At 73.9% G+C, this 13836-nt stretch carries 12 protein-coding genes; 5 read left to right on the forward strand and 7 right to left on the reverse strand.

The window, feature by feature from the left end; translation table 11 throughout:
* Positions 1–5 precede the first annotated feature (5 nt).
* Both ACZ47G_RS24685 and ACZ47G_RS24690 read left to right on the forward strand, forming a co-directional pair.
* Positions 6–632 (forward strand): TetR/AcrR family transcriptional regulator, encoded by a 627-nt coding sequence (locus tag ACZ47G_RS24685; RefSeq protein ID WP_465746027.1) that lies wholly within the window; start codon positions 6–8, stop codon positions 630–632.
* A 329-nt stretch (positions 633–961) separates the two neighbouring features.
* A complete protein-coding gene (locus ACZ47G_RS24690) occupies positions 962–2350 on the forward strand; it encodes an MFS transporter (protein WP_465746029.1) in 1389 nt (462 codons plus the stop codon).
* Between the two features lie 88 nt (positions 2351–2438).
* Here the strand turns inward: ACZ47G_RS24690 and ACZ47G_RS24695 are convergent, their stop codons facing one another.
* Positions 2439–3377, reverse strand: a complete 939-nt coding sequence (locus tag ACZ47G_RS24695) for a hypothetical protein (RefSeq protein WP_465746031.1) — start codon at positions 3375–3377, stop codon at positions 2439–2441.
* A gap of 214 nt (positions 3378–3591) precedes the next feature.
* On the opposite strand from ACZ47G_RS24695, the gene ACZ47G_RS24700 reads away from it, so the two are divergent.
* Positions 3592–4695 carry an NADH:flavin oxidoreductase/NADH oxidase gene (locus tag ACZ47G_RS24700; protein ID WP_465746033.1) on the forward strand — a complete coding sequence of 368 codons (1104 nt, stop codon included), beginning with the start codon at positions 3592–3594 and terminating at the stop codon, positions 4693–4695.
* A gap of 117 nt (positions 4696–4812) precedes the next feature.
* Here the strand turns inward: ACZ47G_RS24700 and ACZ47G_RS24705 are convergent, their stop codons facing one another.
* Together ACZ47G_RS24705 and ACZ47G_RS24710 are read right to left on the reverse strand one after the other, a co-directional pair.
* Positions 4813–6996 (reverse strand): hypothetical protein, encoded by a 2184-nt coding sequence (locus ACZ47G_RS24705; protein ID WP_465746035.1) that lies wholly within the window; start codon positions 6994–6996, stop codon positions 4813–4815.
* Between the two features lie 2 nt (positions 6997–6998).
* Complete coding sequence (locus tag ACZ47G_RS24710) at positions 6999–7310, reverse strand: hypothetical protein (protein ID WP_465746037.1); 312 nt, start codon at positions 7308–7310, stop codon at positions 6999–7001.
* A gap of 337 nt (positions 7311–7647) precedes the next feature.
* Between ACZ47G_RS24710 and ACZ47G_RS24715 the strand changes: the two genes are divergently transcribed.
* A complete protein-coding gene (locus tag ACZ47G_RS24715; RefSeq protein ID WP_465746039.1) occupies positions 7648–8895 on the forward strand; it encodes a cytochrome P450 family protein in 1248 nt (415 codons plus the stop codon).
* A gap of 112 nt (positions 8896–9007) precedes the next feature.
* Here the strand turns inward: ACZ47G_RS24715 and ACZ47G_RS24720 are convergent, their stop codons facing one another.
* From ACZ47G_RS24720 to ACZ47G_RS24735, 4 genes are all read right to left on the reverse strand, one after another.
* Positions 9008–10084, reverse strand: coding sequence for a hypothetical protein (locus ACZ47G_RS24720; protein ID WP_465746041.1), 1077 nt, complete (start codon positions 10082–10084; stop codon positions 9008–9010).
* Positions 10081–11004 (reverse strand): hypothetical protein, encoded by a 924-nt coding sequence (locus ACZ47G_RS24725; protein ID WP_465746043.1) that lies wholly within the window; start codon positions 11002–11004, stop codon positions 10081–10083. The genes ACZ47G_RS24720 and ACZ47G_RS24725 overlap by 4 nt, the downstream gene beginning before the upstream one ends.
* The gene (locus ACZ47G_RS24730) at positions 11001–11789 is read right to left on the reverse strand and encodes a hypothetical protein (RefSeq protein ID WP_465746045.1); all 789 of its coding nucleotides are present in this window, start codon (positions 11787–11789) and stop codon (positions 11001–11003) included. The genes ACZ47G_RS24725 and ACZ47G_RS24730 overlap by 4 nt, the downstream gene beginning before the upstream one ends.
* 161 nt (positions 11790–11950) lie before the next feature.
* Positions 11951–12811, reverse strand: a complete 861-nt coding sequence (locus ACZ47G_RS24735) for a hypothetical protein (RefSeq protein WP_465746047.1) — start codon at positions 12809–12811, stop codon at positions 11951–11953.
* A gap of 448 nt (positions 12812–13259) precedes the next feature.
* Between ACZ47G_RS24735 and ACZ47G_RS24740 the strand changes: the two genes are divergently transcribed.
* On the forward strand, positions 13260–13682 hold the full coding sequence (locus ACZ47G_RS24740; protein ID WP_465746049.1) for a carboxymuconolactone decarboxylase family protein: 423 nt from the start codon (positions 13260–13262) through the stop codon (positions 13680–13682).
* The last annotated feature ends 154 nt before the right edge of the window (positions 13683–13836 follow it).

Consider the following 13836-nt stretch of genomic DNA (forward strand, 5'->3'; position numbering starts at 1 on the left):
GACACATGACGCTGACCCGCAAGGGCGCCGCGACCAGGCGGCGCATCGTCGAGGGCGCGGCCGGTCAGATCCGTGAGGAGGGCGTGTTCGCGCTGCGGCTGGAGGACGTGATGGCCCGCACCGCGACCAGCAAGAGCCAGCTGTTCCACTACTTCCCCGGCGGCAAGGACGAGCTGCTGCTGGCGGTGGCCGGGCACGAGGCGGCGCGGGTGCTGGACGACCAGCAGCCGGAGCTGGGCGCGCTGACCACCTGGGCGGCCTGGCAGCGCTGGCGCGACAAGGTGGTGGCCCGCTACCGGGCCCAGGGCGTGAACTGTCCGCTGCACACGGCGCTGTCGCAGCTGGGCTCGACCACGGACGCGGCGCGGGCGGTGGCCGCGCGGCTGCTGGAGCAGTGGCAGGGGCAGCTGGCCGACGGCGTCCGCCACCTCCAGGGCAGCGGGGAGATCTCCCGGGCCCTGGACGCGGACCGGGAGGCTGCGGCGCTGCTGGCCGGGGTGCAGGGCGGGGTGCTGATCCTGCTGACCACCGGCTCCACCACCCACCTGGAGGCGGCCCTGGACTCCGGTCTGGCCCGGCTGCGCGAGGCCCGCCCGCTCCCCCGTGGTCTGGACCAGAGTGCCGGAATGTGACGCGGGGCACGCCCGGAGGGGCTCCGGGTGAGAAGGGTCACCCGGGGCGCCCCGCCGGGCGGGCGGAGGGCGACAGGGCCCGTGAGGACTGGGCGGGACGTAAACCGGCACGGGCGAAGGCCCTGTCCGCTTCGGGACCTTGGGCCCGAATCCGGCCGACCTTCGGCCCGGTGGTTCACCCTCCGTACCCGGGCAACCGTGGACGGTCGCCCGGTGTGACCGGGTGATGGTGCCGTCCAGCGTGGGCGGCGCCGTTCCCCCGCCGTCTACCCGGCGCACGGCACGCGTGTTCAGCGCGGCGCCGTACGTCCCGGAGGACCCCGAAGCCCATGTCCCAAACGATCGACAACGCCCCGTATACCGCGTTCCACCGCAGGCTGGCCCTGGCCTGTTCCGGCGGGCCGCTGCTCGACGGCTACATCCTGAGCATCGTCGGTGTCGCCCTGATCGGGATGCGCCCCGACCTGGGCCTGTCCACCGCGGAGGTCAGCCTGATCGGCGCCGCCGCCCTGGTGGGCATGTTCGTCGGCGGCGCCCTGTTCGGCGTGCTGACCGACAAGATCGGCCGGGAGGTGATGTACACCGCCGACCTGCTGGTGATGGTCGCCTGCTCGGTGCTCTCGTTCTGGGTCGACTCGGTGTGGGCGATCACCGTGCTGCGCTTCGTGCTCGGCATGGCCGTCGCCGCCGACTACCCGATCGCCACCTCCCTGCTCGCCGAGTGGCTGCCCGCCAAGAAGCGCGGGCGGCTGCTCGGTCAGCAGATCGTCGCCTGGTACGCCGGCTCGGTGCTCGCCTACGTGGTGGGCTACCTGTTCCTGGAGCTGGCCGGACCGGGCAGCTGGCGGTGGATGCTGGCCAGTTCCACCGTGCTGTGCGTGGTCTTCCTGGTGATCCGTCGCGGCTCCCCCGAGTCGCCGCGCTGGCTGGCCGCCAACGGACGGGTCGGCGACGCGGTGCGCGTGGTGGAGAAGCACCTCGGGGTACGGGTCGACGGCCGCGAGCTGATGCCCGACCCGGCCGAGCGCGCCCGCAGCGCCGCCGGACTGCGGCTGCTGATGACCCCGCCCTACCGGCGCCGCACCCTGTTCTGCGGCCTGTTCTTCCTCTGCCAGGTCGGCCCGCTGTTCGCGATGCTCACCTTCGGCCCGCAGATCCTCTCCTCCTTCGGCATGCCCGGCGGCACCGTGATGGAGACCCTGGGCACCGGCCTGATCAGCCTGGTCTTCCTGCTCGGCTGCTACCCGGCGCTGCGCCTGATCGACACCAGGGGCCGGCGCCCCGTCATCATCTGGTCCTTCGCGCTGATGACCGTCCCGCTGGCGCTGCTGGGGGTGTGGCCCACCGCGCCGGCCGCCGTCGCGCTGACCGCGCTGTGCGCGTACGCCTTCCTGTGCGGCGGGCCGAACGTGCTCGACTGGACCTACCCCAACGAGCTGTTCCCGACCGAGATCCGGGCCACCGCCGTGGGCGTGGCCACCTCGGTGAGCCGGATCGGCGCGGCGGTGGGCACCTACCTGCTGCCGCTGTCGCTGACCGGTCTGGGCACCGGCCCGACCATGCTGATCGCCGCGGGGACGACGGCGCTGGGCCTGCTGGTGTGCGTGCTGTGGGCGGAGGAGACCCGCGGCACGGCGCTGGGCGCCGCCCCGGCCGCCGCCGGTACGGCCAAGGCCCCGGCCGTCCCGGCCCAGCGCGTGCCGCAGACGGTGCGCTGACCGACGGTGTGCTGACAGTGCGCTGACGGCTGACGCGTGAGCGGCGGCGCCGCCCGGGATGCTCCCCGGGCGGCGCCGCCGTCGTTCCTCACCAGCAGTCGCCCTCCTCCGTCCCGTCGACACCGTTCAGGCGGTTCAGGACGGACCGGAAGACCCACCGGTCGAGGTACCCCGAGTACAGGGGGTGGGGCGGGAGGGGGTCGTCGCGCTCGACGCCCGGGGGCAACCCGCCAGTGGCGGGCGCGAGTTCGCGTTCGTCGCGGAAGGCGAGGGCGGCCCAGAACCCGGCGGCCAGCGGCGCGGCGGCCACGCCCGGGGGGACGGGCCAGGACTCGCCGCTCTGGGGGTGGCGCGGGACCACGGCGATGTCCGGGAGGGGGCTGGGCAGCGGCCGGTCCGGTCCGGCCAGCACCGCGCGCCTGGCCGGACCGGGCTCCGGGGGCGGCAGTTCGCCGAGGAGTCCGCGGAACGCCCGGGCGAGCGGACCGGCGCAGAGCGCGAGGGGCGCGCCGTCGGCGGCGAAGACCAGGTGGGCCAGCGTCACGGCGGCCTCCACGTCCCAGCGGATGCTCCGCCCCCCGTTCCCGTCCGACAGGTCGGCGGCGCACCACCGATCGGTGACGGTGCGCCAGTCGGCGATCGGACGGTCCGGGCCCGCCGGGGCCGGGCGCACGGCGGCGGGCTCCAGCCAGGTGGCCTGCCACAGCGAACAGTCGTCGATCCTGGTGGCCACCTTCCGGCCGCAGCCGGCGCAGGTGAGGTTCGGGCCGTAGCGGCCGTCGATGCCGCAGCAGGCGCCGAGTTCACGCCGCTGGACCAGGTCGGTGCCGTGGGTGTCGCCGGGGGCGATGACGATCGAGCGGAACTGCCCGTCGGGGCCCTCGTCGACGCCGTAGGTGCCCGCCTCCATCAGGACCGGCATGGACACCCCGTTGCCGTAGGAGAGGCCGCCGTAGACCGGGTACGGGACCCGGGACAGCGGCCCGGTCAGTGCGGTGCCGCACCCCTTGCACTCGAAGACCTCCACGCCCGCCCGCTCCCCCGGCCCCGTGCCCCCGCGCCTGGTGCCTCGTGCCCCCGCGTCCCCGTGCCGACGGGCGAGTATCGCGGTCCGGCCGAAGGGGCGCCAACGGGTTTCGCCGCCCATTGAAAGTATCGTCCCGTGCAACTATTGTTTAGACAGATAGAGCGCATCAGCAAGCGCCTGTGCCCTGGCGTTGCCGACCTCACGGGAGTCCCACATGAGCAGCACCCTCTTCACCCCGTTCACCCTGCGGGACGTGACCGCCCCCAACCGGGTCTGGATGCCGCCGATGTGCCAGTACAGCGCCGCGCCGGCCGGGGAGCGCGCCGGGGTGCCCGACGAGTGGCACTACACCCACCTGGCGGCGCGGGCCGCCGGCGGCACCGGGCTGATCATCGTGGAGGCCACCGCGGTCAGCCCCGAGGGGCGGATCAGCCCGTACGACCTCGGGCTGTGGAACGACACCCAGACCGAGGCGTTCCGCCGGATCACCGCCTTCCTCAAGGAGCAGGGCACCGTCCCGGCCATCCAGCTCGGCCACGCCGGGCGCAAGGCCTCCACCGAGCGGCCCTGGGTCGAGCGCGGGCGCGCCCTGAGCCCCGAGGAGGAGCACGGCTGGACCCCGGTCGCCCCCAGCGCGCTGGCCTTCTCCCCCGAGCACACCACCCCCGACGAGCTGACGGTCGATCAGATCGGCGTCATCGTGCGGCAGTTCGCCGACGCGGCCCGGCGCGCGCTGGCGGCCGGGTTCCAGGCCGTCGAACTCCACGGCGCCCACGGCTACCTGATCCACCAGTTCCTCTCCCCGCAGAGCAACCGCCGCACCGACGCCTACGGCGGCTCCTTCGAGGGCCGGATCCGCTTCGCCCTGGAGGTCGTCGACGCGGTGCGCGCGGTGTGGCCCGAGGAACTGCCGCTGTTCTTCCGGGTCTCCGCCACCGACTGGCTCACCGAGAACCCCGAGGACGGCCGCGAGGGCTGGACCTCCCAGGACACCGTCCGCCTCGCCAAGGAGCTCCAAGCCCACGGCGTGGACCTGCTGGACGTCTCCACCGGCGGCCTGGTCCCCGACGCCCGGATCGAGGCCGCGCCCGGCTTCCAGGTGCCCTTCGCCGAAGCGGTCCGCGACCAGACCGGCCTGCCGGTGGCGGCCGTCGGGCTGATCACCGACCCGGCCCAGGCCCAGCGGATCCTCACCGACGGGCGCGCCGACGCCGTGCTGATCGGCCGCGAGCTGCTGCGCGACCCGTTCTGGGCCCGCCACGCGGCCGGCGCCCTCGGCGGCGAGGTCCACTCCCCCGTCCAGTACCACCGCGCCTGACGGCGCCCGACCCCGCCCGACCCCCGGGCGGGGCCGGGGGCCGGGCGTCGGCGCGCAGTTCGGCGGACGGCCGCAGCCGCCCGAAACAGGCGGCTGCGGCTGGCAGTTGACGGTGCGTCAGGAGTTGCCGCGGCCGAGGAAGTGCCCGGCGGTGGTGGCGCTGGTGGAGCGGCGGTCGTGGGAGCCGTCCTCGACGACGTGGATCATGCTGCTGTCCGGGTCCATGCCGCGGTCCTTGGCCCAGCCGCTGACCAGGTGGGTCATCTCGTTGTTGGCGTCCAGGTAGGTGTCGGAGATCTTGGCGTTGGCGACGCTGTTGTTGTGGTCCTTCATCTGGTTGTCCCACTCCCAGGCCCAGGTGTCGACCAGGCGCTGGGCGCTGTCGCCGACCCACGGGATGGGGGTCAGCGGGGCGCCGACCACGTGGTAGGCGACCTTGGCCTTCCAGTCGGCCTGGAGGTTGGCGTCGTCGCGCTGGCCCATGGCGACGTCGGCGCGGATCGCGTCGTAGACGCCGAGGCTCGCGGCGCCCTTGTTCATGACGTCCTGGATGTCGTTCTGCGAGGGGTTGGGCCCCAGCGAGGACAGTTCCTGGGCGATCCTGGCGCTCTCGGCCTGGTGCAGGGTGGCGTAGGCGTCGGGGTTGTCGGACAGTCCGCGCATCACCCGCACCAGGCTGTCCTCGCCGACGCCCATGTGCACCGTGCCGTTGGCGTCGGTCCACACCGCGCTGCCGTGGTCCATGTACTGGGAGTTGCGGCCGTTGAAGATCTCGTGGCTGTCGTTGGTGTAGTCGGCCAGGGCGTTGGCCAGCGGCTGGCGCAGGTTGGCGTTGACCTTGTTGCCGCCCTGGCCCTCGTCCAGGGTGGTGACGGTGTCGTGCATGATCCGGGCCTGGGCCTCGGTGTGGTGGCCGGTGTGCGGGGCGCCGGCCGGCTGGCCGGTGGTGGCGGCCTCCAGGGCCGCGCCCAGGCCGCTCTGGGACAGCGGGTCGGGCATCTTGAACGGGCCGGCCATCGAACTGACCCAGCCGTCCGGCCACTTGCGGTCCTTGAGCAGGTAGTGCAGGTGCTGGTTGCCGCCGTTCGCGTTCGGGTCCAGGTAGGCGGTGGCGGCGTCGGGTTCGCGGCCCATGATGGCGAGCACGTTGTCCAGCGGGTCGGCGCCCAGCGCGTCGCCGGTGTGGCCGGCCTTGTAGCTCCAGGCGTCGGGGTGGGCCTTCTCCGTCGCGGTGATGTCGTCGGCGAGGTCGCCCAGCATCCCGGCGGAGTACTTGCCGTCGCCCTTGGTCATCAGGGTGGTGAGGACCTGGTAGCCGTACACCGGATCGGTGTTGGAGCCGTAGTTCTTGTAGCCGGCGTCCTTCATGCTCTGGCGCCAGCGGCGGTAGAAGTCGGTGTTGGTGTCCTGGGTGGCGGAGGCCACCGCGTGGGTGAGGCCGCCCTGCAGGTCGGTGTAGGCGGCCTTCTTGTCGCCGCCGGGGCTGTTCAGCTGCTGGGCGAGCTTCAACAGGCCGTCGGGGCCGAGCCGGTCCAGCAGGCCCTGGGAGAAGGCGGGGTGGTCCGCCTTGTCCTTCATCAGGTCCTGCAGCTGGGTGAGCTGCTCGGGGGTGAGGCTGTCCAGGTGGATGGCGAGGTCTGCGGCGCGCTGGGCGTCGCCGGCGTCGCCGCCGCCCACCGCCTGGCCGTTGAAGGTGAGGTCCAGCGGGTTGCCGGCCTTGGAGGCGCCGCGCAGCGCGGCGGCGATGCGCTGGTCGGCGCGGGTGGCGGCCTGGACGCCGGCGGTGATCGCCTTGGTCCACTTGTCGGCCGCGTCCTGGTAGGACTGCCGGCCCTCCGGGTCGTGGTGCAGCGCCTGGCGGGTCGCCGGGTCGAGGGTGCTCTCGTCGAACACGGCGGTGCCGGTGCCGGTGACCTTGAAGCCGTCCTTGACCGCGCCGTCGGCGGCGTCGCGGGTCTGCTTCTGCGCGGCGGCGAAGTCGGTGTGCGCCTCGTCGAGCAGCGAGGCCATCGCGTTGGCCTCGGTCTGGGCGTCGACGATCTGGCCCTTGGTGGCCAGCAGGGCGGTGTTGGCCAGGTTCGCCGTGTTGCCGGTCCACCAGGGGCCGCCGCCGGTGAGGCCGTTGCCGCCGGGGAACAGGCCGTTGCCGCCGATGCCGTTGCCCTGGCCGCTGCCGCCCAGGACGTCCTGCTCCATGGTGGTCTGCATGGTGTGGAAGCGGGTGGCCATCGCGCGCCACTGGGTGGCGGCGGTGGTCAGCGCGTCGATGTTGGCGTTGATGACGTCTTCGTATCCGAGCATGATCACTGCACCTGGAGGGACTGGGCGACGGCCTGGTTGGCACTGAGGTAGTTGGCCCCGGTGCCCTGCATCGCGGCGGCGTTGGCGTTCAGGCGCCCGGTCAGCGCCTTGACCTGCTGGTGCCATTCGTCCAGCGAGTCCTTCAGCGCGCCGGAGCTGTCCCAGCCCTTGAGGCCGGTGACCGCCGTCCCGGTGGCGTCGTCGGCGACCGCGCCCGCACCGGGGCAGTCGTGGGCCAGGTTGGTCAGCGTGGCGTGCGCCTTGTCCAGCGCGGCGTGGTTGACCCCGAAACCGCCTGGTGCTGGTGTGCTCATGCGTTGATCCCCCATACGTGGTGACCCGGCGGTGTGGTCACCGGGCGCCGATGATCGTAAGTCCGCGGAGCACCGGATTGTGCATGGGATTGATCAGGGATCTGTCACCGTTTCGTCACTGCCCTGCGACGGGGCGAGCCGACGGGGCCGGTGGGGCCGTTGCGGTGACCGTCGGTGACGGACCGTTGACGGCCACCGCCCACCCCTCTACAACGGGAGCACAGGCCACGGACGCGGTGAGCCGCGCCGCGGCACCGCCCACCGGGACGGCCCCGAAAGATCCCGAAAGGCCCCGAAAGATCACGAGAGATCCCGCGAGACCCCGAGGAGCAACGCCATGGCTCCGGACGACCCCCACTGCCCGGTGCTCGACATGACCGCCCGGGCCCTCCACCAGCAGAACGCGCGGCTGCGCTGCGCCGGACCCGCCGTACGGGTCGAACTCCCCGACGGCGTCATCGCCTGGTCCGTCACCCGCAGCTCGGTGATCCGCGCCCTCACCTCCGATCCCCGGATCTCCCGCGACCCGCGCCGGCACTGGCCCGGCCTGGCCGCGGTGCCCGAGGGCTGGCCGATGGGCCCGATCGCCTTCCAGGAGAACTTCTTCAACCTCTACGGCGACCACCACCGCTCCGCCCGGCGCCGGATGGCGCCCTCCTTCTCCCCCCGCCGGGTGTCCGCGCTGCGGCCCCGGATCGCGGCCACCACCGCCGCCCTCGTCGGCGCGTTCGGCGCCCTCGCCCCCGGCGAGGCCGTGGACGTGCGCCGGGCCCTGTCCCTCCCGCTGACCATGACGGTCATCTGCGACCTCTTCGGCGTCCCCGCCGACCTGCGGCCCCGGATCGGCCGGGCGATGGACGCCCTGCTGACCACCACGGCGGCGAACGAGCAGATGACCGCCTCCCGCGCCGAGATCAACGTGGTGCTCACCGAACTGCTCGCACTCAAACGCCGCGAGCCCGGGCCCGACCTGGCCAGCGACGTGGCCGCCGTCAGCACCGGCGGCGACACCGGCCGCACCGAGGAGGAGTCCCGCGACACCCTCTTCCTGATGCTCGGCGCCGGGTACGAGACCGCCGTCAACCTCATCACCAGCGCCGTCCAGGCCCTGCTCACCCACCCCCGACACCTGGCCGGGGTCCGCGCGGGCGCGCTGAGCTGGGAGGACGTCATCGAGGAGACGCTGCGCCACGAGAGCCCGGTGATGCACATCCCGCTGCGCTACCCGCTGGAGGACATCGACCTCGGCGAGGGCGTGGTCATCCGCCGCGGCGAGCCGATCCTGGTCGGCTTCGGCGCGGCCGGCCGCGACCCGCAGGTCCACCCCGACCACCCGGACGACTTCGACCCGGCCCGCCCCGACAAGGAGCACCTGGCCTTCGGCCACGGCCCGCACTTCTGCCTCGGCGCGCCGCTGGCCCGGCTGGAGGCCGAAGTCGCCCTGGCCGGCCTCTTCGGCGCCCACCCCGACACCGTGCTCGACCCGTCCCGGCCGGCGCCGGCCCGGCTCGAGTCCGTGATCATAAACGGGCCCGCCGAGCTGTGGATCGTCCCGACGCCCGGCCCGACGCCCGGCCCGGCCTGACCTCCCGGCCTGACCTCCCGTCGGGCGTCCCGCCGGGCACACGACAGGGCCCCTCACCCCCGTGGAGGGGTGAGGGGCCCTTGCGGCGGCCGGCCCTTCCGGTGACGGCCGGTCAGGCCAGCAGGTCGGACTGGAGGTCGACCACCTGGCGGAAGGCCGTGGCGGGGACCCCGCGGGGGTTGGTCATGGTGACGACGGCCACCACGTCGGAGGCCGACACGTACGCCAGCCTGGTCGTCGGCACGTCCTTGCCGACGGTCTCCCGGGACTCCTTGCGGGTCACCTCGACACCGTCGGGCAGCTCCCTGTCGGCCGAGGAGGGCGCGGTCCTCGCGTCGGGCGCGGCCTTGAGCTGGATCTCCGAACGCATCCGGGAGAAGGTGTCCCAGGCCTCGGCCGAGGAGCCGAAGCTCAGCAGCCGGATCCGGGTGGTGGTGCCGTCGGAGGCGGTCCACTCCCGCACGGTGGCCGCCCGGCACACGTTCTGCAACAGCAGGGCGTGCAGCCGGGCCGGGTTCTGCAGGTCACCGAGGATCGCCTCGCAGGACACCCAGTGCGCCGGGGCCGTCCCGCCGGGGGCCGCCGAGGCGGACGGTGTGGCGGATCCGGACGGCGAGGCGGTGGCGGTGGCGCCTGCGGTGGCGCCTGCGGTCGGGCTCGCCGAGGGGGCGTCGGAGGCCGTGGCCGTGGCGGAGCCCGTCGCCGTCGGGGCCGGGAAGAGCGGCGGGTTCACCGAGCCGCCGGCCTCCTTGGGCGCGGGCAGCAGCAGGTAGCGCAGGTCGGCCTGGTGGAGGCCCTTGCCGTCGCCCTTGTCCTTCAGGTTCGGCGCGGCCTTGCCCGAGGGCAGCGGCGGCAGCGCCAGCGGCGGGAAGGTGTAGCGGCCGTCGTTCGCGGTGGCCAGCCCGGGGACGTCGGTGCGGTCGGGGGCGGTGACGGCCAGCGCAGTGCCGGTGCTGGCCAGGGCGAAGACCAGGACGGCGCAGCCCCAGCGCACCGCGGCCTTGCGGCGGCGGGTGCGCCGGGCGGCCTGCTCCTCGGGGGTCTCCGCCGTCGTGGGGGCCGGGGCGGTGTCGGTCTGCGGGTCGTCGGGCTGCGGGTCGTCGAGGGTGACGGCGGCCCAGGGGCTGTCGGCGGGTGCGGCGTCGGGGGCCCGGTCGGGCGGCTGCGGCGCGGCGGCGTGGTCGGTCATACGGAGGCTCCGGGGCTGGCAAGGCGGTCGAGCTGCATGGTGAAGAGGGCGACGATCTTGTCCTTGGGCAGCGGGGCCACGCCCTCGGCGCTCATGATCACCAGGAGGTCGCCCTCGGCGGCCGAGCACTCCAGGTAGTCGATCGGCGCGGACGGCGGCGCGGGCATCAGGTAGCAGTGCGCCTCCGGGTGGCCGGGGACCTGCGGGCCGGAGCGGAAGATGCCGGTGTCGCCGGTGAACACCGCCGTGTACTCGTTGATCCGCTGCACCTCCTGCTGGTTGAACTGGCGCAGCCGCAGCCCGACCACCAGGTTGTCGTCCTCGTTGCGGTAGGTCCGCACGCCGCTGCCCTTGACGTGCAGGCCCTCCCAGTAGGAGCGGAGCTTGTCGCGCTTGTCCTTGGGGATCTGCTGGAGGTCGGCGTCCATCTCGTCGGACAGCTGACCGGCGCCGAGTTCGGTGTCGTTGCCGTAGCCGCCGTCGTCGGGGCCCGGTGCGTAGCCGGCCGGGACGGGCAGCAGCAGGTCGCGCAGCGAGCCGAAGTGGCTGCCGTTGGACTTGGCGCCGTAGGGCGTGGGGGTGGCGGTCGGGGCGGGGGCGCCGGTGGGGCCGGCGGCGGTGGCCGGGGCCGGGTCGTCGTACTGGGTCTTGATGATGCCGACGCCGATGACCACGCCGACCAGGGCGGCGGCGACGGTCGCGGCGCCCGCGCGCAGCAGGCGGCGGGAGGCGGGTGCGGGTGCGGCGGGGGCGGGCGCGGGTGCGGGTGCGGCGGGGGCGCCCTCGGGGCTGAACTCGGCGGTGGGCACGGCCGGTTCGGGGTTCGCCGGGGCGGCCGGGGTCTCCGGCTCGGTCGGCGCGGCCGGCGCCGTCGGGGTGACCGGGGTGACCGGGGTGGTGGTCATGGAGTCGTCGGTCATGCCAGCTTCTCCCACTGCTGCTTGGCGAGGGCCTTGAGGTCGGCGGAGTCCACCGGCTTGGGGCTGAAGACCTCCACGGTCATCAGCACCGTGCCGCGCTGGGAGGCGGCCTGCCCGTAGTAGTACTGGTCGTTGCTGTCGGCCCAGCGGCTGGGCTCGCTCTCCACCCGGTAGCCGCCGTTGGCGTCGTCGGCGAAGGGCTGCCCGTGGAAGGCGGCGGCCTTGTCGAGGTTCTCGGGCGTGTACTGGGTGAGCATGACGCGGTAGCGGACGCCGTCCTTCTGCCAGTCCACCTCGGCGGCGCGCCGGAAGCCGGACCTGGCCAGGTCCTTGAAGAAGTAGGCCGCGTCGCCGTTGCGCTCGGCGAGTTCGCCGATCGACATCCAGCTCGGCTTGTTCGGGAAGTCGCCCCAGGCGGAGGTGCCGTCGGGGGCGCTGATCAGCAGCTTGCGCAGGTCGCCCTCGACGGCCGGCGGCCCGGGCTGCTCGGCGGCCAGGGCGACCGGGTCGACCCGCTCGGCCGGGTAGGCCGGCAGGGCCACCTGGAGCGGCGGCAGCGGCGTGGGCGGGCGCTGGGCCTGGATCGCGTAGCCGACGCCGCCGCCGGCCAGCGCGCCCACGACCAGGGCGCAGACGGACAGCAGCACCGGTCGGGGCCGGCGCGGGGCGCGGGGCGCGGGGTCGGGGCCGGCGGACAGGAGGTCCGGCTCCCCGGTCTGCCCTGCGGCGTCGGCCGACCCTGCGGCGTCGGCCGACCAGTCGGGCGCGCCCGGGACGGGCGGCACCGGTGGGACCGGCGGTACGGACGGCTCGGCCGGGACCGGGGGCACGGGCGGGACCGGGGGCGCGGGCGGTGCGGGTGGCACCGGGGGCAGAGGTGGTTCGGTGGTCATGTGGGTGGCTCCGGAGGAGGAGGGGAGGGCGACGTCGTGGGGCGGGCGCGGGCTCAGCCGCCGGAGGCGAGCCACTCGCGCTGGCGCTTCATCAGGTCGTTCAGCAGCGCCTTGTCCGGCGTGCCCTTGACCTCGACGTCGACGGTGTACTGGACGTCGCCCTGGCTGGAGATGCCGGTCATCGAGCCGGTGTAGGCCTCGTTCTTGGGCTTGCGGCGGAAGCCGTGGGCGTTGGGGTCGCCGTCGATGTCGATCGACTCCTGCGACTTGACGGTGTAGCCCTGGACGAACCTGCTCGCCAGATCGGCGGAGCCGAAGTGCAGCAGGGTGACGGTGACTTCGGCCGTGCCGTCGGCCGTGCGGTAGGTGCGCGCGGCGCCGTCCCGGTAGCCGAGCCGGTTGAGGATGGTGTCGATGTCGTCCGGCTTGCCGAACATCTCGGAGACGTCGTCGCGGGTCATCGGCATTCCGTCCGCGGGCCCGTAGGACTCGCCGCCGGCCGGGATCGGGAGCAGGAAGTAGCGCAGGTCGCCCTCGTGCTTGCCGCCGTTGACCGTGCCCTTGACGGTGCTGGCCGGGGCGGGCTGGCTCGGCACGGCGGTGGGCACCGGGACGGGCACGGCGGACGGCGTCGCGCTCGCGCTCGTACTCGCGCCGGCGTTCGCGCTCGCGCTCGCCGGGGCGGTGGCACGCGGCGCGGGCGCGGCGGCCGGACGGCCGTCCGGCTTGCCGACCGCGACGGTCACCGCGGCGCTGGCCGCCGTGACGGCGAGCAGCCCGGCGGTGGCCAGCGCGACGCCGAGGGCGCGCGGCAGCCGCCGCGCGGCCTGGGCCTGGGCCTGGGCCTGGGCCTGAGAAGCCTGGGCCGGAGTCGCCGTCAGATCGGACGCGGCTTCGGGCGCGGCTTCGGGCACGGCAGCTGCCTCCGGCGCGGCAGCGGGCGGCGGCGGTGGATCGGTGAACGCGGCGCTCGCGTTCTCGGGCGCGGACAAAGCACTCCCCCAAGGGAAAAGAATTCGGAAATCCCGCACGCGGGCCACTGTCGGAAATCCGCCCCCCGGCGACTTTCCGGACCGCCCATCACGTGTCTCAGCAGGCAGTATGAGAGTTCGATGACATTCATGCCAATGAAAACAATCACCACACTCCCGTCCAATGCCCGATGAATCGGACAGTCCGTGATCCAACCGCAACCGGCGGCCGCGCCGGCCCCGCTCGGGTGGACGCCGCCGCCCTGACGACGTGTCGTGCGGGTCGGGCTTGAGTTGGAGCGCACTCCAAGTCCTACGGTTCTTCCCGTGGTCACGGGCCGGACGGTCCGGGCCGCGACACGGAGAACAGCACGAGGAGAGGACAGGCGCCATGGGTGTTTCCGGAAACGAGGCCGGGCAGCGGCAGGAGCGGTTCGAGCGGGGCATGGAGGTGCTCACCCGGGTCAACGGCGAGGGCGGGCAGCGGGTGGTGGACGCGCTGGCCGACATCAATCCCGAGCTGGCCCACCAGGTCGTGGCCTGGGGCTTCGGCGAGATCTACAGCCGCCCCGAACTCGCCCCGCGCGACCGCCAGTTGGTGACCCTGGGGATGCTCACCGCGCTCGGCGGCTGCGAGCCGCAGCTGGAGGTCCACATCAACGCGGCCCTCAACGTCGGCCTGACGCCCACCGAGGTCACCGAGGCGCTGCTGCACGCGGTCGGCTACTGCGGCTTCCCCAAGGCGCTGAACGCCACCTTCGTCGCCAAGAAGGTCTTCGGCGAGCGCGGCCTGCTCCCGGTCACGGCCGACTGACCCCCCGCCGGGGGCTCTGCCCGTGCCCGGCGGGGCGGTGCGAGGATGCGGGGATGACGTATTCGGCAGCACGTGACGCGTTGGAGGGCCCGGGGCGTGTCTTCTGACTCCCGTCGTTCGCCCGGAGGGCGGGCGGGGCGGCGTTGGGGTGCGT

This window comes from Kitasatospora sp. NPDC030952, assembly GCF_055571335.1.